At 45.5% G+C, this 19536-nt stretch carries 26 protein-coding genes; 19 read left to right on the top strand and 7 right to left on the bottom strand.

From position 1 onward, the window contains the following. Positions 1 to 27 precede the first annotated feature (27 nt). Both MUB35_RS06000 and MUB35_RS05995 read right to left on the bottom strand, forming a co-directional pair. Positions 28 to 540 carry a DUF4364 family protein gene (locus tag MUB35_RS06000; protein ID WP_033139426.1) on the bottom strand — a complete coding sequence of 171 codons (513 nt, stop codon included), beginning with the start codon at positions 538 to 540 and terminating at the stop codon, positions 28 to 30. A 16-nt stretch (positions 541 to 556) separates the two neighbouring features. Continuing rightward, positions 557 to 1504 (bottom strand): TIGR01212 family radical SAM protein, encoded by a 948-nt coding sequence (locus MUB35_RS05995; RefSeq protein WP_033139427.1) that lies wholly within the window; start codon positions 1502 to 1504, stop codon positions 557 to 559. A gap of 227 nt (positions 1505 to 1731) precedes the next feature. On the opposite strand from MUB35_RS05995, the gene MUB35_RS05990 reads away from it, so the two are divergent. The 14 genes from MUB35_RS05990 to MUB35_RS05925 all read left to right on the top strand — a co-directional run bounded on the left by MUB35_RS05990 (position 1732) and on the right by MUB35_RS05925 (position 14056). Continuing rightward, on the top strand, positions 1732 to 2307 hold the full coding sequence (locus MUB35_RS05990; RefSeq protein WP_052099500.1) for a transporter substrate-binding domain-containing protein: 576 nt from the start codon (positions 1732 to 1734) through the stop codon (positions 2305 to 2307). A 195-nt stretch (positions 2308 to 2502) separates the two neighbouring features. Next, positions 2503 to 3126 carry a DUF4867 family protein gene (locus tag MUB35_RS05985; protein ID WP_244805887.1) on the top strand — a complete coding sequence of 208 codons (624 nt, stop codon included), beginning with the start codon at positions 2503 to 2505 and terminating at the stop codon, positions 3124 to 3126. A 46-nt stretch (positions 3127 to 3172) separates the two neighbouring features. Next, entirely contained in the window at positions 3173 to 4645 is a 1473-nt protein-coding gene (locus tag MUB35_RS05980) for an L-fucose/L-arabinose isomerase family protein (protein ID WP_033141617.1), read from the top strand. A 112-nt stretch (positions 4646 to 4757) separates the two neighbouring features. Continuing rightward, positions 4758 to 6227 (top strand): xylulokinase, encoded by a 1470-nt coding sequence (gene xylB / locus MUB35_RS05975; RefSeq protein WP_033141616.1) that lies wholly within the window; start codon positions 4758 to 4760, stop codon positions 6225 to 6227. A gap of 148 nt (positions 6228 to 6375) precedes the next feature. Next, on the top strand, positions 6376 to 7095 hold the full coding sequence (locus MUB35_RS05970) for a phosphatase (protein WP_118593757.1): 720 nt from the start codon (positions 6376 to 6378) through the stop codon (positions 7093 to 7095). Positions 7096 to 7230: 135 nt separating this feature from the next. Beyond that, positions 7231 to 7539 carry a YerC/YecD family TrpR-related protein gene (locus tag MUB35_RS05965; protein WP_033141622.1) on the top strand — a complete coding sequence of 103 codons (309 nt, stop codon included), beginning with the start codon at positions 7231 to 7233 and terminating at the stop codon, positions 7537 to 7539. A gap of 243 nt (positions 7540 to 7782) precedes the next feature. Continuing rightward, positions 7783 to 8295 (top strand): hypothetical protein, encoded by a 513-nt coding sequence (locus MUB35_RS05960; RefSeq protein ID WP_244805886.1) that lies wholly within the window; start codon positions 7783 to 7785, stop codon positions 8293 to 8295. 16 nt (positions 8296 to 8311) lie between these two features. After that, the gene (locus tag MUB35_RS05955; RefSeq protein ID WP_244805885.1) at positions 8312 to 8995 is read left to right on the top strand and encodes a 4Fe-4S dicluster domain-containing protein; all 684 of its coding nucleotides are present in this window, start codon (positions 8312 to 8314) and stop codon (positions 8993 to 8995) included. A gap of 31 nt (positions 8996 to 9026) precedes the next feature. After that, positions 9027 to 10361, top strand: coding sequence for an APC family permease (locus MUB35_RS05950; protein WP_033141612.1), 1335 nt, complete (start codon positions 9027 to 9029; stop codon positions 10359 to 10361). A 39-nt stretch (positions 10362 to 10400) separates the two neighbouring features. Further along, the gene (locus MUB35_RS05945; protein ID WP_244805884.1) at positions 10401 to 11102 is read left to right on the top strand and encodes a 4Fe-4S binding protein; all 702 of its coding nucleotides are present in this window, start codon (positions 10401 to 10403) and stop codon (positions 11100 to 11102) included. 224 nt (positions 11103 to 11326) lie between these two features. Further along, positions 11327 to 11998 carry a TetR/AcrR family transcriptional regulator gene (locus MUB35_RS05940; RefSeq protein ID WP_033141611.1) on the top strand — a complete coding sequence of 224 codons (672 nt, stop codon included), beginning with the start codon at positions 11327 to 11329 and terminating at the stop codon, positions 11996 to 11998. A 174-nt stretch (positions 11999 to 12172) separates the two neighbouring features. After that, on the top strand, positions 12173 to 12637 hold the full coding sequence (locus tag MUB35_RS05935; protein WP_033141610.1) for a helix-turn-helix domain-containing protein: 465 nt from the start codon (positions 12173 to 12175) through the stop codon (positions 12635 to 12637). Next, the gene (locus tag MUB35_RS05930; RefSeq protein ID WP_244805883.1) at positions 12597 to 13328 is read left to right on the top strand and encodes an ABC transporter ATP-binding protein; all 732 of its coding nucleotides are present in this window, start codon (positions 12597 to 12599) and stop codon (positions 13326 to 13328) included. Before MUB35_RS05935 ends, MUB35_RS05930 begins: the two co-directional genes overlap by 41 nt. Then, the gene (locus MUB35_RS05925) at positions 13325 to 14056 is read left to right on the top strand and encodes an ABC transporter permease (protein ID WP_244805882.1); all 732 of its coding nucleotides are present in this window, start codon (positions 13325 to 13327) and stop codon (positions 14054 to 14056) included. Before MUB35_RS05930 ends, MUB35_RS05925 begins: the two co-directional genes overlap by 4 nt. 61 nt (positions 14057 to 14117) lie before the next feature. On the opposite strand, the gene MUB35_RS05920 is transcribed toward MUB35_RS05925, so the two are convergent. The 5 genes from MUB35_RS05920 to MUB35_RS05900 form a co-directional block, all read right to left on the bottom strand. Then, positions 14118 to 14714 (bottom strand): DUF1836 domain-containing protein, encoded by a 597-nt coding sequence (locus MUB35_RS05920; protein ID WP_033141607.1) that lies wholly within the window; start codon positions 14712 to 14714, stop codon positions 14118 to 14120. 195 nt (positions 14715 to 14909) lie between these two features. After that, positions 14910 to 16022, bottom strand: a complete 1113-nt coding sequence (locus tag MUB35_RS05915) for a tyrosine-type recombinase/integrase (RefSeq protein WP_244805881.1) — start codon at positions 16020 to 16022, stop codon at positions 14910 to 14912. Positions 16023 to 16204: 182 nt separating this feature from the next. Then, positions 16205 to 16927 (bottom strand): hypothetical protein, encoded by a 723-nt coding sequence (locus tag MUB35_RS05910; RefSeq protein WP_244805880.1) that lies wholly within the window; start codon positions 16925 to 16927, stop codon positions 16205 to 16207. A gap of 56 nt (positions 16928 to 16983) precedes the next feature. Continuing rightward, positions 16984 to 17424 carry an ImmA/IrrE family metallo-endopeptidase gene (locus MUB35_RS05905; RefSeq protein WP_244805879.1) on the bottom strand — a complete coding sequence of 147 codons (441 nt, stop codon included), beginning with the start codon at positions 17422 to 17424 and terminating at the stop codon, positions 16984 to 16986. A 10-nt stretch (positions 17425 to 17434) separates the two neighbouring features. Beyond that, a complete protein-coding gene (locus MUB35_RS05900; protein WP_244805878.1) occupies positions 17435 to 17857 on the bottom strand; it encodes a helix-turn-helix domain-containing protein in 423 nt (140 codons plus the stop codon). Between the two features lie 205 nt (positions 17858 to 18062). Between MUB35_RS05900 and MUB35_RS05895 the strand changes: the two genes are divergently transcribed. The 5 genes from MUB35_RS05895 to MUB35_RS05875 are packed head-to-tail and all read left to right on the top strand — an operon-like array spanning position 18063 to position 19535. Continuing rightward, positions 18063 to 18275, top strand: a complete 213-nt coding sequence (locus MUB35_RS05895; protein ID WP_244805877.1) for a helix-turn-helix domain-containing protein — start codon at positions 18063 to 18065, stop codon at positions 18273 to 18275. Beyond that, entirely contained in the window at positions 18272 to 18577 is a 306-nt protein-coding gene (locus MUB35_RS05890; protein ID WP_244805876.1) for a hypothetical protein, read from the top strand. Before MUB35_RS05895 ends, MUB35_RS05890 begins: the two co-directional genes overlap by 4 nt. A 15-nt stretch (positions 18578 to 18592) precedes the next feature. Next, a complete protein-coding gene (locus MUB35_RS05885; RefSeq protein ID WP_244805875.1) occupies positions 18593 to 18772 on the top strand; it encodes a hypothetical protein in 180 nt (59 codons plus the stop codon). Beyond that, entirely contained in the window at positions 18769 to 18996 is a 228-nt protein-coding gene (locus MUB35_RS05880) for a hypothetical protein (RefSeq protein ID WP_244805874.1), read from the top strand. The genes MUB35_RS05885 and MUB35_RS05880 overlap by 4 nt, the downstream gene beginning before the upstream one ends. A gap of 41 nt (positions 18997 to 19037) precedes the next feature. Next, complete coding sequence (locus MUB35_RS05875; protein ID WP_244805873.1) at positions 19038 to 19535, top strand: siphovirus Gp157 family protein; 498 nt, start codon at positions 19038 to 19040, stop codon at positions 19533 to 19535. Position 19536 lies beyond the last annotated feature (1 nt).

Here is a 19536-nt window from a genome sequence, read left to right as displayed (position 1 = left end):
GCTAATATGCCATAAGCCACACAATGCTCACAGAAGCATATCCAGCAGGCTTTCATATACCTGTTTGCTTTTGTTTTTCCATGCCGCACACAGCGCTTCTGCTGCTTCTTTTGTGGGCACGGTCAATGTCATATCTATGAGGGGGATATCTCTTTCTTTTGCCTGACAGCGCACGAGATACCCTTCCTTATCACTTTTGTAGTAGTCAGCCATGGCGGAGCGTTCTTCCTTCAGTTCCATGGAGTTCTCACGGAAGAATTCCCCGATATCTTTTTTGATATCCTCGGATACCTCCGTTCCAAAGTATTCCAATGTCTGATTTCCCGATTCCGTTATCTTCAGATAAGAAGCATTGCGCACAGTCTCGGAGCGCACCAGGCCGGACTCGATCAGCTCAGAGATTGCCTGCTGGAGATGAAAGTAATTGGTATATCCTTTGTCCAGTATAAATCCTGATATCTGTGCGTTGCTCAGTGGGAAATCCACCTTCTGCAGCATGTATAGTATGATCAGTTTGTATAAAGTGAGTGGTTCAGCCATAAAGAATCCTCCTTTTTCATGCCCTCTGCGGTACATCGGAATCTGTGCAGAGCCGTCCCTGGTAAGCGCCCCGGACCTTGCACTCATGGTGCAGGGTATTGAGGACTGTCTTCTTGGCACTGCTCCAGAGCGGTGCTAAGAGAAGCTCTTTCGGCCCGTCCCCGGTAAGCCGGTGCACTACGATGCGGGGGGACAGGTGTTCCAGACAGGCAATGACAAGATCTATATATTCCTCCATTGTATAGACAGAGAATCTGCCGTCCTCATAGTCCTTGGCCAGGTCTGTGCCCTTCAGAACATGGAGAAGCTGCAGCTTGATTCCCTGGATATCCTGTGTATTTAAATAGGACATGGTATCCAGAATATCTTCTTTTGTTTCGCCGGGAAGTCCCAGAATTGTATGCACGATAACCTCCAGATTCCGTGCCCTCAGTCTGCGCACGGCATCCTCAAAAACAGAGAGGGGATACCCTCTTCGGATGTATGCAGCAGTGCTGTCATGCATGGTCTGCAGTCCAAGCTCCACCCATACCGGCTTCTGTTCATTTAATTCAGCCAGAAGCTCCAGCACATCCTCCCCCAGACAGTCAGGCCGGGTACCGATGGACAATGCCACAATATCGGGATGTGAAACTGCCTCCGTAAAAATCTTCCGGAGATATTCCACAGGTGCGTAGGTATTGGTGTATGCCTGAAAGTAGGCGATAAAATGGGCCGCATTTCTTTTGCTGCGTATTTTAGCTGCCTGCTCATCAATCTGCTGTGTGACAGACAGATCCCTGTCACCCGCAAAATCACCGGAACCGCCTGCGCTGCAGAAGATACAGCCTCTGTTTCCCAGCGTACCGTCCCGGTTGGGACAGGTCATGCCGCCATTTAAGGCCACCTTATAAACTTTTTCTGAAAACCGCTCCTTCAGCATATGATCAAAAGAGTGATAGGGTTTTCCATTCCATGCATTCATATCCAGAAACCTTTCCGTTGTATGCCGCAGCTGTTCTGTTGAAGTACAGTTACGGTCTGCTTTCTATTATCATACCAAAAGGAAAAATCTTTTACAAGTGAAAATACGAAAGGTTAGCCGGCGGGTATCCTTAATATTTTCACAGTTATTTGACAAAAAGAGCCGGGCATGTTATGTTTTTTCATAGGTATTTGCAAAATGGAAAACAAAGAATGAGGTGGTTATAATTGAAGAAAAATAAAATCCGCCGTATGGTCTGTGCCCTGGCAGCAGCAGTTCTGACGGCGGCGGTGCTGACCGGATGCGGAGCCCCAAAGGACTGTGAAGGGGAGGGGAAGATCACAACGATTGAAAAAGGCGTCCTGAAAGTCGGCATCAATCTGAATGACGGCTCCATGGGTTATGTGGATGAAAGCACAGCAAAACCGGCTGGCTTTGCCCCGGATACAGCCGCCAAAGTGGCAGAAAAACTCGGACTGTCCCTGGAGATCATAGACACTACAGAGGAAAATCTTCTGAATTCCCTGGATGCAGACTTATATGACTGTGTTATCTCTACCGTAGGCATAACCGAGTGGAACAAAGAACACTACTCCGCCACAAAAGCCTACGCAGATGTTTCATCGGTACAGGATAAACTGGGAGAAAAAGCGGAATATACCAAACTTGCCGTATTTGGCAAAAAGGGAAGCTGTCTTATCCCGGCCATACAAAATCAGGCTTTGAGTCCGTTGATAAAGGACGGAACGCTGAGTGAGATTTCCAAGAAGTATCTGGAAAAAGATATCATAATAAAAAAGTAAAGAACAAGGCAGAATGCGGAAACGTCTGGATTCTGCCTTGTTCTTTTATTATTTCGGGCCGGTCGGCCGCCTTACGGACACCATCCTCAAAAAACTTGTTATTTTTTCAAAAAACATCTTGATTTTTCCCTCCGTCAATGGTAGCATGAGTATATAGTTTAATGGATAAACTAATTCATAAGGAGGTCAATTCCCATGAAAATTTTAAATGTCAGGGATGCCGAATTCAAGGCCTATGGTAAGGTCGTGGAAGGTCTTGATGTGAGCAGTCTTCTGAAAGCGCTGGAGGAAACGCCAAAGCCCGACGATGTCATTTATGTTGCATCGGATGAGAAGCTGGAAGCCTGTGATTGTGCTGAGAAAATTGCATACAGCCTGTTCGGCGGAATGCCCATCCAGATAGGCTACTGCAACGGAAGCAACTATCTGCTGAACGCGGTGGAATACCACAGGGACAGCGAGGTGAATGTAGCGCTGACCGATCTGATCCTGATTCTCGGAAAAGAGCAGGATATTGAAGCAGACAGTACATATGACACATCAAAGATGGAAGCGTTTTTAGTGCCGGCAGGAACCGTGATCGAGGTTTACGCTACCACACTGCACTATGCTCCATGCAATGTAAACGGAAACAAATTCTGTACGGCAGTCATCCTTCCGAAAGGAACCAACACAGAGGCGCCGGCTGCACAGAATAACACCGGTGAGGACAAACTCCTTTTTGCCAGAAACAAATGGCTGATCGCCCACAAGGACGCCAAAATCGAAGGTGCATTTGAGGGATTGATGGGTGAAAACCTGTCCGTAAAGGATTGTTGAGCAGAAACCAATTTAAATAAAGATAAAATTCAGGAGGATAAGAATTATGAATTTAACAAACATGCCGGAATTAAAACTTGGTATTGTGGCTGTAAGCCGTGACTGTTTCCCAATGTCTCTGTCAGAGAACAGAAGAAAAGCAGTCGTTGCATCCTACAAAGGAGAGATCTACGAATGTCCGACTGTTGTGGAGAGCGAAACTGACATGCAGAAAGCTTTAAAAGAGCTGCGTGAGGCAGGCTGCAACGCCCTGGTTGTTTACCTTGGCAACTTCGGACCTGAGACAGAGGAAACACTTCTGGTTAAATATTTCCACGGACCGTCCATGGTAGTGGCTGCCGCTGAGGAAAGAGGTGACAACCTGGTTCAGGGCCGCGGCGACGCATACTGCGGTATGCTGAACGCAAGCTACAACCTGAAACTGCGCAACTTAAAAGCATACATTCCGGAATACCCGGTAGGAACACCGGAAGAAGTGGCAGAGATGATTGCAGACTTTGCACCGGTTGCACGTGCGCTGGTAGCAGTGAAGAACCTGAAGATCATCAGCTTTGGACCGCGTCCGCAGAACTTCCTGGCTTGCAACGCACCGATCAAACGTCTCTATGACCTGGGTGTTGAGATCGAGGAAAACTCTGAATTAGACCTGTTTGAGAGCTACAAGAACCATGCAGATGACCCGCGTATCCCGGATGTTGTAAAAGATATGGAGAGCGAGCTTGGTGAAGGCAACATGAAACCGGAAATCCTGCCGAAACTGGCGCAGTATGAGATCACACTGCTTGACTGGGTTGAGGCTCACAGAGGATGCAGAAAATATGTGACCCTCACAACAAAATGCTGGCCTGCATTCCAGACCCAGTTCGGATTCGTTCCCTGCTATGTGAACAGCCGTCTGACAGGACGCGGTATTCCGGTATCCTGTGAAGTGGACATCTGGGGAACTCTGAGCGAATACCTGGGAACTGTTATCAGTCAGGATGCCGTTACGCTTCTGGATATCAACAATACCGTGCCGGCTGATATGTATGAAGGTGAGATCAAAGGCAAATACGACTATACACACAAGGATACTTTCATGGGCTTCCACTGCGGCAATACCGCATCCGGAAAACTGTCCTTCTGCTCCATGAAATATCAGATGATCATGGCAAGAACCCTTCCGGAAGAAGTGACACAGGGAACTCTGGAGGGAGATATCGCTCCGGGTGAGATTACATTCTACCGCCTGCAGAGCACAGCAGACTGCAAGCTGCGCGCATACATTGCACAGGGCGAGGTTCTGCCTGTTGCAACACGTTCCTTCGGTGCAATCGGTGTGTTCGCGATTCCGGAGATGGGACGTTTCTATCGCCACGTTCTGGTTGAGAAGAACTATCCGCATCACGGAGCTGTTGCTTTCGGACACTTTGGAAAAGCATTATATGAAGTATTCAAATATTTAGGCGTGGAAGTGGAAGAGATCAACTACAACCAGCCAAAGGGCGTTCTGTATCCCACAGAAAATCCATTTGCATAAACCGCAGAGTGATCTGCTGATAAAATCCAGGAGGCTGCCCGAAAGAGCAGCCTCTATCTGAACATGCTGCCAAAGCGGAGCATGTATTTATATGAAATAAGGAGAATCAAGCATGTTATATATTGGCGTGGATTTAGGAACCTCTGCCGTAAAGCTGCTTTTGATGAACGGCGAAGGCAAAATAGAGAAGATCGTTTCCAGGGAATACCCGCTTTCCTTCCCTCATCCCGGCTGGTCTGAGCAGAAGCCGGAAGACTGGTGGAAAGAGAGCCTGGAAGGTATCCGGGAACTGACTGCAGACTGCGACAAAAGCCAGGTGGCCGGCATCAGCTTCGGCGGACAGATGCACGGACTGGTTATCTTAGATGAGCAGGACAATGTGATCCGTCCGGCTATTCTGTGGAATGACGGAAGAACCGGTAAGGAGACAGACTATCTGAACCAGGTGATCGGAAAAGAGAAGCTGTCCCAGTATACAGCAAACATCGCATTTGCGGGATTTACCGCACCCAAGATCCTTTGGGTGAAAGAAAATGAACCGGAAAACTTTAAAAAGATCAAAAAGATCATGCTTCCCAAAGATTATCTGGCATACAAACTGTCCGGCACACACTGCTGTGACATGTCAGATGCCTCCGGCATGCTGCTTCTGGATGTAAAGAACCGCTGCTGGTCAAAAGAGATGCTGGATATCTGCGGAATCACTGAGGAACAGATGCCGAAACTCTTTGAAAGCTATGAAACGGTGGGCACTCTGAAACCGGAGCTTGCCGCCGAGCTGGGCATTCCGGCCTCCTGTAAAATCGTGGCAGGCGCAGGAGACAACGCAGCCGCAGCAGTAGGTACGGGAACCGTGGGCGACGGCATGTGTAATATCTCCCTCGGAACCAGCGGAACTATCTTTATTTCCAGCAAGGATTTCGGTGTGGACCCCAACAATGCCCTTCACGCGTTTGCCCATGCAGACGGATGCTATCATCTGATGGGCTGCATGTTAAGCGCTGCCTCCTGCAACAAATGGTGGATGGATGAGATCATCGGCACAAAGGACTATGCAGGAGAACAGGAAAAAATCGAGAAGCTGGGCGAGAATAATGTGTATTTCCTGCCTTACCTGATGGGAGAGCGCTCTCCCCACAACAACCCCAACGCCAGAGGAACCTTCATTGGTCTTACCATGGACAGCACAAGAGCTGATATGACACAGGCCGTACTGGAAGGCGTTGCCTTTGCCATCCGCGATTCCTTCGAGGTGGCAAAATCCCTGGGTATCCGGATCGAGCGCACAAAAATCTGCGGTGGCGGCGCAAAAAGCCCTCTGTGGAAGAAGATGATCGCCAATATCCTGAATATCAAGGTGGATGTCATCGAATCCGAGGAAGGCCCGGCCCTGGGCGGCGCTATGCTGGCTGCTGTGGCAAACGGTGAATTTGCTTCTGTGGAAGATGCTGCTGCCAAAATCGTGAAAGTGATCGACACTGTGGAGCCGGAACCGGAACTGGCTGCAAAATATGAGGAAAAATACCGCAAGTTTGCAAAGATTTATCCCACAGTGAAAGACCTTTTCAGTGAGATTATTTAAGAAATGTTAAGATTACTGCTGCAGCAGGCCTATAATAAGCCTGCTGCAGCAGTTTTTTTCCGTATCCTTATCCGGTAAATGTTGCTTTCCCGCGGCAAAGTGTGCTATACTGTCCCAGTGTAATCGAGAGATATATGAGGTGAAAATAATGAAATACGTTCTGGATGTGCATACCCATACCCTTGCAAGTGGGCATGCCTATAATACAATCCGTGAGATGGCCATGGCTGCATCTGAAAAAGGGCTGGAGCTGCTGGGCATCACGGAGCATGGAGTTGCCATGCCCGGCACCTGCAATGCCTTTTACTTTGACAATACAAAAATGCTGAACCGCCGCATGTTCGGTGTGGAAATGCTGTTCGGCGTGGAAGCCAATATTATGGACTATAACGGAAACCTGGATATGGAGGAGCGCCTTATGAAGCGTATGGATGTGGTGATCGCCAGCATGCATATCCCCACCATCAGGCCCGGAACCCGGGAAGAGAATACCCATGCCTATCTGGGAGCCATGAAGAACCCCTATGTGGATATTATCGGGCATCCTGATGACGGGCGTTATCCCGTGGATTTTCTGGCACTTGTGCAGGCCGCTAAGGAGTACCATGTACTGTTGGAGCTGAACAACAATTCCCTGGACCCCCGCTGCAGCAGGGAGAACGGGGAGGAGAATGTGAAGACCATGCTCAAATACTGTATGGAATATCAGGTTCCCATTGTCATGAACAGTGATGCCCATGTGGACGAGCTGATCGGCTGCCGCTGCTATTCGGAAAAAATCATAGAGGCAATGCAGTTTCCCGAGGAGCTGATCGTCAACCGTTCTGTGGAAGAATTGAAGAAATATGTGCATAAAAACAAAAATTAATAAAAATTTAATACTTTAGTACAAAAAAATCGCACAAGACTGCTTTACTTTAAAATTTTAGTGTGCTACTATATATACGGGTGATGTGTTACTACACTTGGGGTGAAAACTAAACAATAAGGAGAATGTATGTATATGAGCAAGAAAATTCATACGGAGGCAGTAGACTCCCTGTTTGATGCTGTCCTCAGTTTAAAGAACAGAGAAGAATGTTATCTTTTTTTCGAGGATGTGTGTACAATAAATGAGATTCTTTCCCTTTCACAGCGCTTTGAAGTTGCCAAGATGTTAAAGGATAAGAGAACATATCTGGATATCTCTGAGAAGACAGGGGCGTCCACTGCTACGATCAGCCGCGTCAACAGAAGCCTGAATTACGGCAATGACGGATATGAGATGGTCTTTGAGAGATTAGCAGACAAAAAAGAAGAAACAGAAGCATAAAAAAGCGAAGCCGGAACTTGGAAAAGTTCCGGCTTTTCTTTTTTTGTCCCATCATATTGCCGGGACAGGGGACATACACTTTAATAGAATAAAAAGGCAGTGTTTTACTTGACACCACTGAACATGTTCAGTATAATATAGACAAGATTCGACTGAACGCGTTCAGTTAGTGGGAAGGCATTAAGATTCCAGCGCTTTTTGGAAGTGCACACCAAGGAAGCGCTGCATATGGGAGGTAAGAAAATGGGTAAAAGAAAATGGGAACATCTGATCATATCTCCGGATTATGTACCGCCGGTGATGGATGATGAAAGAGATGACAAAGGAGATATCAAAACAGGGAGAACACTGGGGCAGACCTACAGCTCCTCCGATTTATTTCCGGACTGTAAGGTGAATATGAGCCTGTCCTGGTTCTATGAAATCCCAAACAAGAATCCCTATGTGGATGAACATGTACATGATGTGGATGAGCTGGTATTTTTCATGCCCAATTATAACGGTGTGGGAGATGATATCAATGCCGTGTGGGGGGAGGCGGATTTCTATATTGACGGGGAGCCTTATACCATAACGAAAAATACATGCATCTACTGTCCGGCAGGGGTTAAGCACTGTCCCATCGTTTACAAGGAGATCATCCGCCCACACTGCTTCATGACCATTCTGCTCACCAGTGAATATGTGAGAGAGCAGGCCGGCAGGATTGTAAAGAATATAGGCGGAAAGTTCATTGAGGTTGGAGAAAGCAAGTAGACAAAGGGGAAAGCATATGGACGAGAAAGACATTTTGTGGGGCCTTACGGATTCCAATACCATGGAAGAAGTGCGGGAAAAGGCATTTGCTCTTATCGGAAAGATACGCTTCATGCCGGCAGCCACTGTGAATGAGGGACGGCCTGAGAACAGGATTCTGGATTTTAACCGGCTCAGTGACGGAAATCTGTATTTCATGACATCCAGGGGTAAACCCACGTATGAACAGCTCTGCAAACGCCCGCAGCTTGTGATGAATACGCTGGTTGACGAGCGATATTCCCTGCGCCTGAGCGCATGGGTCAGCGAGACAACAGACCAGGCGGTATGGGATGAATTTTTCAAACTGAATCCCGGTACAAAAGAGATGTACCGGAAAAATTTTGATATAGTAGCTCTTTACCGGATCGACAGAGGGGAAGGGGAAATCTTCCATCTGTATGCCAATGAAAGGATACGCAGGCTGCGTTTTGCCTTCGGCGGGGAAGAGATACGGCCAATGACCTACCGCATCACAGAGGAATGTGTGGGCTGCGGTATCTGTCAGGAAAACTGTGTGGAGAGAGCGATCCATCAGAAAGATGACGGAAAATATTACATAAAAGAGATGGATTGTGATGACTGCGGCATCTGCTATACAAAATGTCCGCAGGCAGGCACGGCACTGATCTGCCGTTTGAAGGAACAAGGGGAAACTTGAGGTTTGGGCTGAGTGTGAGAGGTGAAAATTTATGGCAAAAACAAATGCTGATGGTTCAAAAAGTTTAGGTCGCGGCGATCTGCTTGCGATCGCAATCGGTAACGTGATTGGCGGCGGTGTTATGACAATGACCGGTCTTGCCATTGGAATTACAGGGCGCTCCATTGTCCTGTCCTATATTATCTGCGCGGTCATGGTTACGATCGTTGCGCTGCCGCAGTTCTTTTTATCAGGGACTATCCGTATGAACGGCGGTTTCTATACACAGGCTGCCATGTTCGGCGGCAAGTGGTTTGCAGGGCTGTATTCTGTTGTGTTCGTCAGTTATTTCTTTGGCGCGACTATGTATTCCGCTTCCTTTGCGGATTATGTGCTCTCCGCATTTCCGGAGATCAATGGCAAGCTGGTGGCTTTCGGAATTCTGACCGTATTCGTGGTTTTAAATCTCTGCGGAATCCAGGTGGCAGCAAAGGTACAGTATGCGCTGGTTATTATTCTGGTCATTGCGCTGCTTCTGTTTACCGGGTTTGGAATTATCCATCTGGAACCGGGGTATTTTGATGAGAATCAGTTCTTTACAAGTGGTTTTACGGGAGTTATGTCCGCGGCGGCACTGCTGTCCATGGCTACAAGCGGTGCTACCTTTATTATCAATATGAGCCGTGAGGCCAAGAATCCGAAAAAAGATATTCCGTTCTGTATCGTTGTGGGAACCGTGATCGTTACTATTCTTTACATCGGTGTCGGTGTGGTGGCAGCAGGTGTGTTCCCGGTAGAACATGTGGCAGGTCAGAACCTGTCCAAGGTGGCAAGGGAGATCCTTCCCGCTCCGCTGTACATTTTCTTCATCGTGGGCGGTGCCATGGTGGCCCTGGTCACATCCCTGAACGCCAATCTGGGATGGCTGCAGGCTCCTATTGCCCAGGCAGCAGAGGACGGCTGGTGGCCGAAGATATTTGCAAAACGTAATGACAAGTTTGGTACGCCTCATTATATTATCCTGACCATCTATGTGCTCTGCTCAGTTATCATATTAAGCGGCATGAACGTAGGAGATATTGCGAATATCGGAAATACACTGGCAAACTGCGTACAGGTCATTCTGTGTCTGGCGATCATCACCATGCCTAAGAAAATACCGGAGATCTGGAAACGCTCCCAGTTCCATATCAATGACAAATTATATACATTTTTATGCGTCATGGGTGCCATTGTCAGTGCGGCATTTGTTTACTATGAGTGTCTGGAGATCCACATGAATTATGTGATCGGAATTCTGGTCTATCTGGCTGTTGCATGTATTTATCCGCTGATCCGCCAGAAATTCCACAAGGTGGAGATCGAGGTCAGCTACGAGGAAGCATAAGGGTTACAGAAGAAAATATCAGATTGGGGAGGTATTGTAATGTCAGATTTTAATCCGGCTCCGGCTCTGGGGCTGACGGAGAAAAGTTCCAATGAAGAAATCAAAAACGCGGCGTTTCAGTTTGTCCATGAAGTGGGCTATATGGTGTTCGGCACAACAGCCATAGACGGGAAAATGCCTACAGCCAGAGGGCTGGAGGTACACTATCTGGATGGAGAAGGCAATTTTTATATAGGAATTGCCAAGGGCAAGCCGGTCTATTATGAACTGCAGAAGAATCCCTACCTGGTGGGGACGATCATCCGGGAGACGGTGAAGCGCCTGTCTGCCAGTGTCAGGCTGAATGCCCATGTGACGGAGGTTGACCCAAAAGTGCATCCGGAGATCTATACAAAATACTGGGAACTGAATCCGGGAACCAAGGCACTGTACAGAAAGGATCTGGATATGTTCCGTATCTTTATCCTGGACAGCGGGGAGGGGGAGATTTTCCATCTTCCTGAGGATGACATTGTCTGCCGCCTGCGCTTCTGCTTCGGCGGCGCACAGGTCCGTCCCTGGGCTTATGTGATCGATCCGGAGCGCTGTGTGGGATGCGGCACCTGTGAGGAGGCCTGCATGGAGGACGTGATCCATCCCACGGCTGACGGCAAATATGAGATTAAACATTTTGGCTGCCTGGAGTGCGGACGCTGTGCCATGAATTGTCCGAATGACGCCATTGACTGCAACTGCAGGTAAGGAAATCTAAACAGGAAAATCTCTCTGTATGGGCAGGGAGATTTTCTTTCTTTATGCAGGAACACACATGGCAGGGTGTCTGCAGAGGCAATGGTTCATCTTGTCTGAACTGTTACCTCCAGAGGGGGAACAAGCCAGAAAGTGGACAATAATCGTTGACTTCTAAAAATAAGACTGCTATTATGGGAGTGCCGGAATATTTATGAAAAGTTGAGGAAGTATTTATGGGAACAAATGCGGGAGAAGGAAAAAAACAGGAAAATAAGAAAGAAGAGATTCTGAAAGTATCCCGGGAATTTTTTATAGAGCAAGGGTATGAGAAGACAAGTATGCGGCAGATTGCGGCTGCCGCTGATGTGAGTCTGGGACTGGTGGCCTATCATTTCAAGACAAAACGTGACATTGCGCTGGAGATCGTGCAGCGGATGTACCACCGGTTTGCCGCATTTGCAAAAATGTATGTGAGCCGGCACAAGAAGCCGATCCTGTACTCAGGACTTCTTGTCAATCTGAATTACATGGTCTTTTCCTCGGAGAAATATGAGGCATTCTACCGGGACATACTGCGCAATGATATACTGCTTGATGTGATTGCAAAGTCCGGTGTGGAGACTTACATGAGTATCCGGGATAATTACAGGCCGGATCTGTCCGACGAGGAGGCAGAGAAAATGGGCTGGTACGGGAACTTTATCTCTGTCAGCATGGAACGGACTCTGGTGCTCTACGATGACAGTCTGGAGATGATAGAGGGAAGTATCCCGGATGTGATCTTCAAGTCCTATATGGGTCTGTGGAGATTCCCGGATGTGGATGAGATCATGGAGGAAGTCTGTGTGGAGAGCCGGGTGCTGGCGGAGAAGATTTTGAGTGAGCATCCGGAGATTTATGGGTGAGATAATTGATTGGGGAGAGGCATGGGTAGGCCGCTGATATATAAAGCGGTATACGCCATGCTTTTTCTTTTTGATTTACAGCTACGCAACTGAAAATAACAGTTTCTGTTAACACAGATTGGTAGAACTATCCGCATCCGGGCGTTATACTTAATGGAAAGGAGTGTGAAAAATATGATTTCTGTGAATTTGAATACACTGAGGAAACAGATGGGCTACTCCCAGGAGGAGGTGGCTGAGAAAATCGGTGTTTCCCGTCAGGCAGTGGCAAAATGGGAGAACGGTGAGACCGTGCCGGATCTGGATAATACCGTTGCTCTTGCCGAACTGTATGGGGTGAGCATAGATAATCTGGTGAATTATCAGGCAAAGAAGGAAGGACTGCAGATTCCGCCGAAGGGAAAGCATGTATTTGGATCTGTGAATGTGGGTGAGAGGGGACAGATTGTCATACCGAAAAAGGCGAGGGATATTTTCAATATTAAACCGGGTGACAGTCTACTGATCCTTGGGGATGAAGAGCAGGGCCTTGCCATGGTGAAGACAGAGATTTTCATGGAGCTTGCCAAGGAAATTCTGGAAAAAGGGGGAAGATTTGATGAGGGCAATCGAGACGAACAATCTGACAAAGAAATATAAGGATGTGACTGCTGTGGATGACCTATGCCTGTCTGTGGAACAGGGAGAACTGTTTGCGCTTCTGGGTGTGAACGGAGCAGGAAAAACAACTACGATCAAGATGCTTTCCTGTCTGACCGCGCCCACATCCGGAGATGCCAGGCTGCTGGGGGACAGTGTGGTGACAGCACCGATGAAGGTGAAAGAAAAAATCAATCTCTCGCCCCAGGAAACAGCGGTGGCTCCCAACCTGACTGTGCGGGAGAACCTGGAGTTTATCTGCGGGATTTACGGAATCACAAAAGAGGAGGCAGCCGGTAAGACTGAGGATATGATCAAGAGATGCAGCCTGGACGAAATAGCCGGAAAAAAAGCCGGAACACTGTCAGGAGGATGGCAGAGACGTCTCTCTATTGCCATGGCACTGATATCGGAACCGGATATTCTCTTTCTGGATGAACCCACGCTGGGGCTGGATGTGCTGGCGAGAAGAGAACTTTGGGAAATGATCGAGGGATTAAAGGGTAAAGTGACAGTGGTGCTCACCACTCATTATCTGGAGGAGGCGGAGAGCCTTTCCGACAGAATCGGCATTATGGCCGGGGGCAGACTTTCTGCGGTTGGAACTGCAGAGGAGCTGATGAAAAAGGCTGGAAAGGAAAAATTTGAGGAGGCGTTTGTCGCTCTCTGCAGAGGAGGCAGTTTATCATGAAAATAATGGCATTTGCATCACGTAACGCCAAGGAAATATTAAGGGACAAGACGAGCCTGGGATTTGGGATTGGATTTCCCGTGATCCTGCTGCTGCTTTTGTCTCTTATCGGGGCAAATGCACCGGTGGATCTGTTTGATGTGGATAAGCTGACACCTGGGATCGCTGTATTCGGTATGTCCTTTCTCTCACTTTTTTCAGGAATGATCATTGCAAAGGACAGAACAAGTTCCTTCATGATGCGGCTCTTTGCCTCACCTATGGAGTCAGGGGATTTTATAGCCGGATATACACTTCCGCTGATTCCCATGGCAGTGGCACAGATTCTGATCTGTTTTGTCACTGCCCTGTTTCTTGGGCTTTCCGCCAGCCTGAATATTCTGCTGACTGTGCTTGTCTCCATACCGGCAGCACTGCTGTTTATCGGGATTGGCCTGCTGTGCGGCAGTGTGTTCAATGATAAACAGGTGGGAGGCGCCTGCGGCGCTCTGCTCACCAACCTGAGCGCATGGCTGTCCGGGACCTGGTTTGATCCGGCCATGGTTGGCGGTGTATTCGGAAAACTGGCAAAGAGCCTGCCTTTTCTGCACGCAGTGGATGCGGGGAGATATGCCCTTGCAGGGGAATACGGAAAGATCATGCCGGAACTTTGGTGGGTGCTGGCCTATGCTGCAGCGGTGGATGTGATCGCTATTTTGGTGTTCAGACATAAAATGAAAAGTGAATAGAGAATAAAACATGCTGCTTTCGGGAGTGAAAACCCAAAAGCAGCATTTAAATTGTACTTTTTTATTTTTTCGGTTCCGCCATGTCATCAATGAGTTTTTCAATCACCTGTTTTTTAACATAAACGTCAAAGCTCAGCATACAGATAAATGCAAATTTTTTCAGGAAATCCTGGTTTTCTTCCTCTGCATTTTCGTAGGAATCACAGGCCATTTTGTATTTTCGGACAATGTCTTTTGTCAGGGGGTCAATCTGCTTTATCTCCAGATGCATGATTTCATTGTAAATGTCAGTCAGGCTCAGCTCGCCGTCCTTATTGAAATACTTTTCTGTGAGTGGTCCCAGCAGAACCTGGATATCATTGATGGACAGAATGTTTTTAAAATAGTAGATAAAGGTCAGCATCAGCAAATGCTCTTTTGTATATTTCTTCTTCACCGGCGGCGGGAGAAGGTCGTTCTTGGCATAGTTGTTTATCATGGTTTTGGTCAGAATCTTGTCGTCCGTGTGGCGCTTGGAGGCGGACAGGTGATTCTCCATGAAAGTGGTTACCTGATCCATATATAAATCAATTCCCGGAATTTCCTCAGGCTTTATATAGTCAATACGGGAAATACTAGCCAGAATACTGTTCAGCATGTCTTTGGTATCAATTGTCATCTTATCACCTCTACGCTCTATTATATAGTTTTTAAAACTATTTGTAAAGACCAGATTTCTTTTGGTGGCTATATGGCGGAAAAATCCAGTAAAATCAAGGGTTTCGAGGGTTTTCGCTTGCTTTTTCGCGGAACGAAGAATACCAAAAAAATCCCCCTTTTTCCCCCTTTTGTCCCCTTTTTGTCCCCTTAAAAATCACCCGACAATATGGATATTTTTAATTTGTTCTTCTTCCTGCTCTTTTAGTTTCTGTGTAACATGTAAATATATCTGTTTTGTTATAACACTATCCTCATGGCCAAGGCGCCGAGAGATAGCATCAAGGGTCATTCCATTGGCAAGCAATAGGGAGGCGTGAGTGTGCCTGAGAACATGAGGCGTAACCTCGAAGCCCAGAACTCTCTCCGCAGTCCGTTTGAGGGCATTATTATAGACGATGTAAGACACATAGTCACCATGCGTATTGCAGACAAACAATTTGGTGCGGTAACCCTTGAACACACTTTCTTGTTTGGTGAAAAGTAGAATATCCCTGCACGCCTTTTCGAGCTCTGGCTGCATATACACATCCCTGTTAGAGGAGATCGTCTTAGGTGCATCTATACTTTTCTTTGCGGGGAAAATTCTCTTATTAATGTGGATAACATGCTTGGCAAAGTCAATGTCTTGTGTATTTAGGGCAATAGCCTCTCCAATTCTCAGACCGGATAGAGACAGGAACTTAGTTAGTAGCTCCCATTTCTCACTCTTAAAACCGGCTATGAGTTTTTGTAGCTCATCCGATTCTAGAAATTTATCCTCCAGCTTTTCACGGCGCACGGTATCCTTGAAAGGTTTAAATTTCCCCAGGAAGGAAATATCAGCTATGTAATCATTCTCATAACCCCAGCGGAAAATTGCAATTATCCGGCTCCGGATATTGTTCAGATAACCATTTGACCTGCCTGTCCTAATCAAAGTTTCTTTCAAGAAATTGGCTGTAATCCGGCTCACCATAATATCTGCATCGAAGATATTAAGAATGGAGTTACACAGATAATAGGTGGAGTTAAAAGAGGATTTTTTAACTGACAACTTCTGGAATTCCAGGTATTTCTTGATCAGGCTTCCGAGTGTGATATCGGATTTTTCTTGGTGTCCCGTCTGCCGTTCCTCGATCATATGTGTTAAGACTTCCAGGGCTGTCTTCTTGGTAGAAGCTGTGTTCTTATCCAGAGTTACAGAGACACGCTTTTGTTTACCTGTTAGATAATCTTCGTACTGCTCTACATACTTAAATTTTCCGTTATTCTGTTTTTCAATCCACATTCATATCATCCTTTCTTTTTATAGATACCGAAAAAGGGTACAAAAATAACAGCCAGCAGGAACAATTGTTCCGCTTGCATGGCTGCTCCGGAGATGATACAATATTATATGCGAAGTAATATGTATGCATCTTCGGATGTATAAGTCGTCCTGGTGTTAGTAGCACCGGGGCGATTTTTTATTTATTGTAAAGGTTTAGGAATAAATAAGTCGGTTATATTATCTTCAATAACCATATAATCAAATTCCTTTTCATAAGACTTTATCGCCGGGATACTCATGCTGCCTTTAATTGTGCAGTTGATTTTTCCATCATTCATTACATTTCCAACAAATTGTAAGCTTTCATAGTCTTTAAGGGTATTTTTATCCAAATCATTTAGATAATTCGCAATAGAAACGTAAAAATCGTTTATAATTGCTTCTTTAACATGTTCACCATCCAATTCAAGATTGACTATTCCTATATTTTCATCATCTTTCCAAATTATATCTTGATGTGATGAGAGTATCTTTTCAGCATCGCTCATATTATCAGATGAGGGATATAACTGGTTGGAACCATCCATAATTTTTTCCACTATTCCATCTTTTGCATACATATCTACAGAATTTGAGCCCCACCAAACCTTAAAGAACTCATCCTTATCGAAGCAATATGTAATTTTTTCATCCATTCCTATCGATACAAGAATTTGGAATATAGAATCTGCTTGTTCTGAATTTACGTCCATCTCTTTTTTTAAGACAGCAACAGATTCATCATAAAAATCATATTGTGATGCAACTTCACTTTTAAAGTCATCCTTACTTTTGGGACTATCTGCTGTTGATGTGTTTGAACAACCCAACATGCCGATAGAAAGGATACTGGATAACAGTAATAAAACCACTCTTTTCTTCATTTATTATCGTCTCCTACTTTGAAATAATATTTATTAAAACGCCATAGCGAATTAATCTATTCTAAACGTAAATCGATAAGTTCTTTTGGGTATCCGGTACATAGACAGAATTGTTCACGGGTGTATCCTGCATATTCCTGCAACATATCATCGGATATCAATAAATGTGCCGCAAATTCATTGGCTTCACGTTCGACACGAGATGTAAGTAAAAGAGTATGATGAGCCATAAAACAGCAGTTTTCTTTACAATGCCTTAAAGCATGTCCTAATTCATGGGCCATTACTACTTTCAATAGAGACTCATCATCCATGATATCTTCATTTATAAAAATCCATCGGATACGCTTTAGGTATCGGTAATTTCCCAAAACATTTCCCATTGGTAGGACGGCAATATGCACATTCAGCATTTTTGCTATTTTCCAAGGGTCATTTGTTCCGCACAGGCGGACATAATAAGCGACAATTTTTTTTATATCATTGTTACGTACCAATTAAAACCACCTACTTTTTGTTCTTGTGCGGGTTGTATTTAACTTTATTCTCTTTCCTTGATTCCCTTAAGGCATACTCTATGGCATTTTCTAAAAGGATTAAAGACCTTTCATCCATTTCAATGCCATTATAAAACAATGGACCATCGTCACCGTTTTTTATTTCCTTCATTATCCGGTCTAAATCCCTCCCTATTTCACGTTCATCTTTTGCGGTTAATTCGGCTTTGTTAGAGGAGGTGTCTGTTCCTGTCATAAGATATTCAATTGATGTGCCAAAATAATCAGCAATCTTTTTTAATCTATCAGCAGGAAAAACCCCCTTTTTTAATTGACTAATATAGCCATTAGAAAAACCTAAGTCTTTTTCTAACTTTGAAATTGGTATTTTCCGTTCTTTACAAATGTTTTTAACTATTTCCACACTCGTCATAGAGTACCTCCTAAAATTTAGAGAAAAATCTAAAAAATAAGCTTGACAAAATAGAGGTTACTCTATATAATAAGTTTAGGGTTTAGAGTAAAGCCTAAATAAAGAGGTAACCTAAATATGTTCTGGTAAAATATATTTTAGACTATTCTCTAAAAAAAGTCAATAGATTTTACTCTAAATCCATATAAATAAACATGTACTGGAGGTGATTGAAATTTTTAAGAAAATTAAGAAACTAGCAGATGAAGAAGGAATCAGCATTGCAGCACTGGAAAAAAAATGCGATATCGGTAATGGAACTATTGGTCGCTGGGAAAGTTCGTGCCCGTCATTAAGGAATCTGAAAAAAGTAGCTAAACACTTCAATGTACCCATTGAATATTTTCTGGATGATGAGAAGGAAGGGAAGGAAGAATGACCGTTATTCAACAGATGTATGGCAACCCGGTAATGAATGTGAAAGGAATTTGTGAACAGTTCCATATCAGCGACCGTACCGCAAGAAAATATATGAAAGAAATCGAAGCAAACAGGGGAAGATACGGAGAATTTGCTGTAATGGGCGAAGGAACTTTGAAAAGAGTAAATTACCTTGCTTTTACAGATTATTGGAAATTCAAAAACAGGCTTGCTGATAAAAATGCAAGAAAACATGTTCCTGAGTACAAGCCACAAGAAATCGCTAAAGCATTAGGATTTTACGGCACAGAGACTTTGTAGGGGAGGTGATACACAATGCACTACACCACAGTAAAAGATGCCGCCCTATGCACAGCATTGGCAGCTATGACAGGATGGTGGCAGCCACGGGATGCACCACAAGCAGTTATGTGCTACATATTTATTTTTGTGCTGCTGGTTGTTGGTCTGGAAACGGCCAAAGACTGGGGAGAGGGGAGGAGGAAAAAATCATGAACAATGCAGAGTTTGAAAAGATTTATGCGGAGATAGCGGAAAAAGTCAGAAGCCTGCGTGAAACAGAGGAATATGACAATGATGGTGTCCGCTGCTGGCTGATCGGATACATAACAAGCGGAACACGCAGTTACACAAGCAAGCAGCTTGAAAAAATCTTTAGTTTGGGATTCGAGAATGGAAAAGCCCCTGAGGCCGGCAAGCAATCAGGGGCACAAAAATAATAACACACCCTCATTATAGAGGGAAGATGGGAGGAAAGTCAATGAGTAAATTATACGAATTAACAGAGGAATGGGAAGCAATTGCCCAAATGTTATATGACGGTGAGACAGACGAGCAGGTGATCTTAGATACCTTGGAATCCATTGAGGGGGAGATTGAGGACAAGGCCGACAACTATGCGAAACTCATTAAATCCATGCTGGCTGATGCAGAATCTCTTAAGACGGAAGCTGCAAGGCTTACCGCCCGCAGGATGTCCCTGGAGGACAAGGCACAGCGGTTAAAGGAAAACCTGCAGGCGAACCTGGAATTTATCGGAAAGACAAAATTTAAGACTGCTCTGTTCAGCTTTAGTGTATCAAAAAATGGCGGCAAGCAGCCCCTGGAGATCACGGACAACCTGGATGACATACCAGGCAGGTTCCTGATCCCACAGCCACCGATAGTAGATAAGGACAAGGTGCGTGAGCTGCTGAAAGAAAAGGAAGTGGAATGGGCTGCATTCAGACCATATGGGACCCACCTTAATATCAGGTAAC

This window comes from Blautia sp. NSJ-175, from assembly GCF_022867815.1.
In the GTDB taxonomy this organism is placed as follows: domain Bacteria; phylum Bacillota; class Clostridia; order Lachnospirales; family Lachnospiraceae; genus Blautia; species Blautia celeris.
Note: the sequence above shows the minus strand (reverse complement) of the source record. Positions and strands in the feature narration are given on the sequence as shown.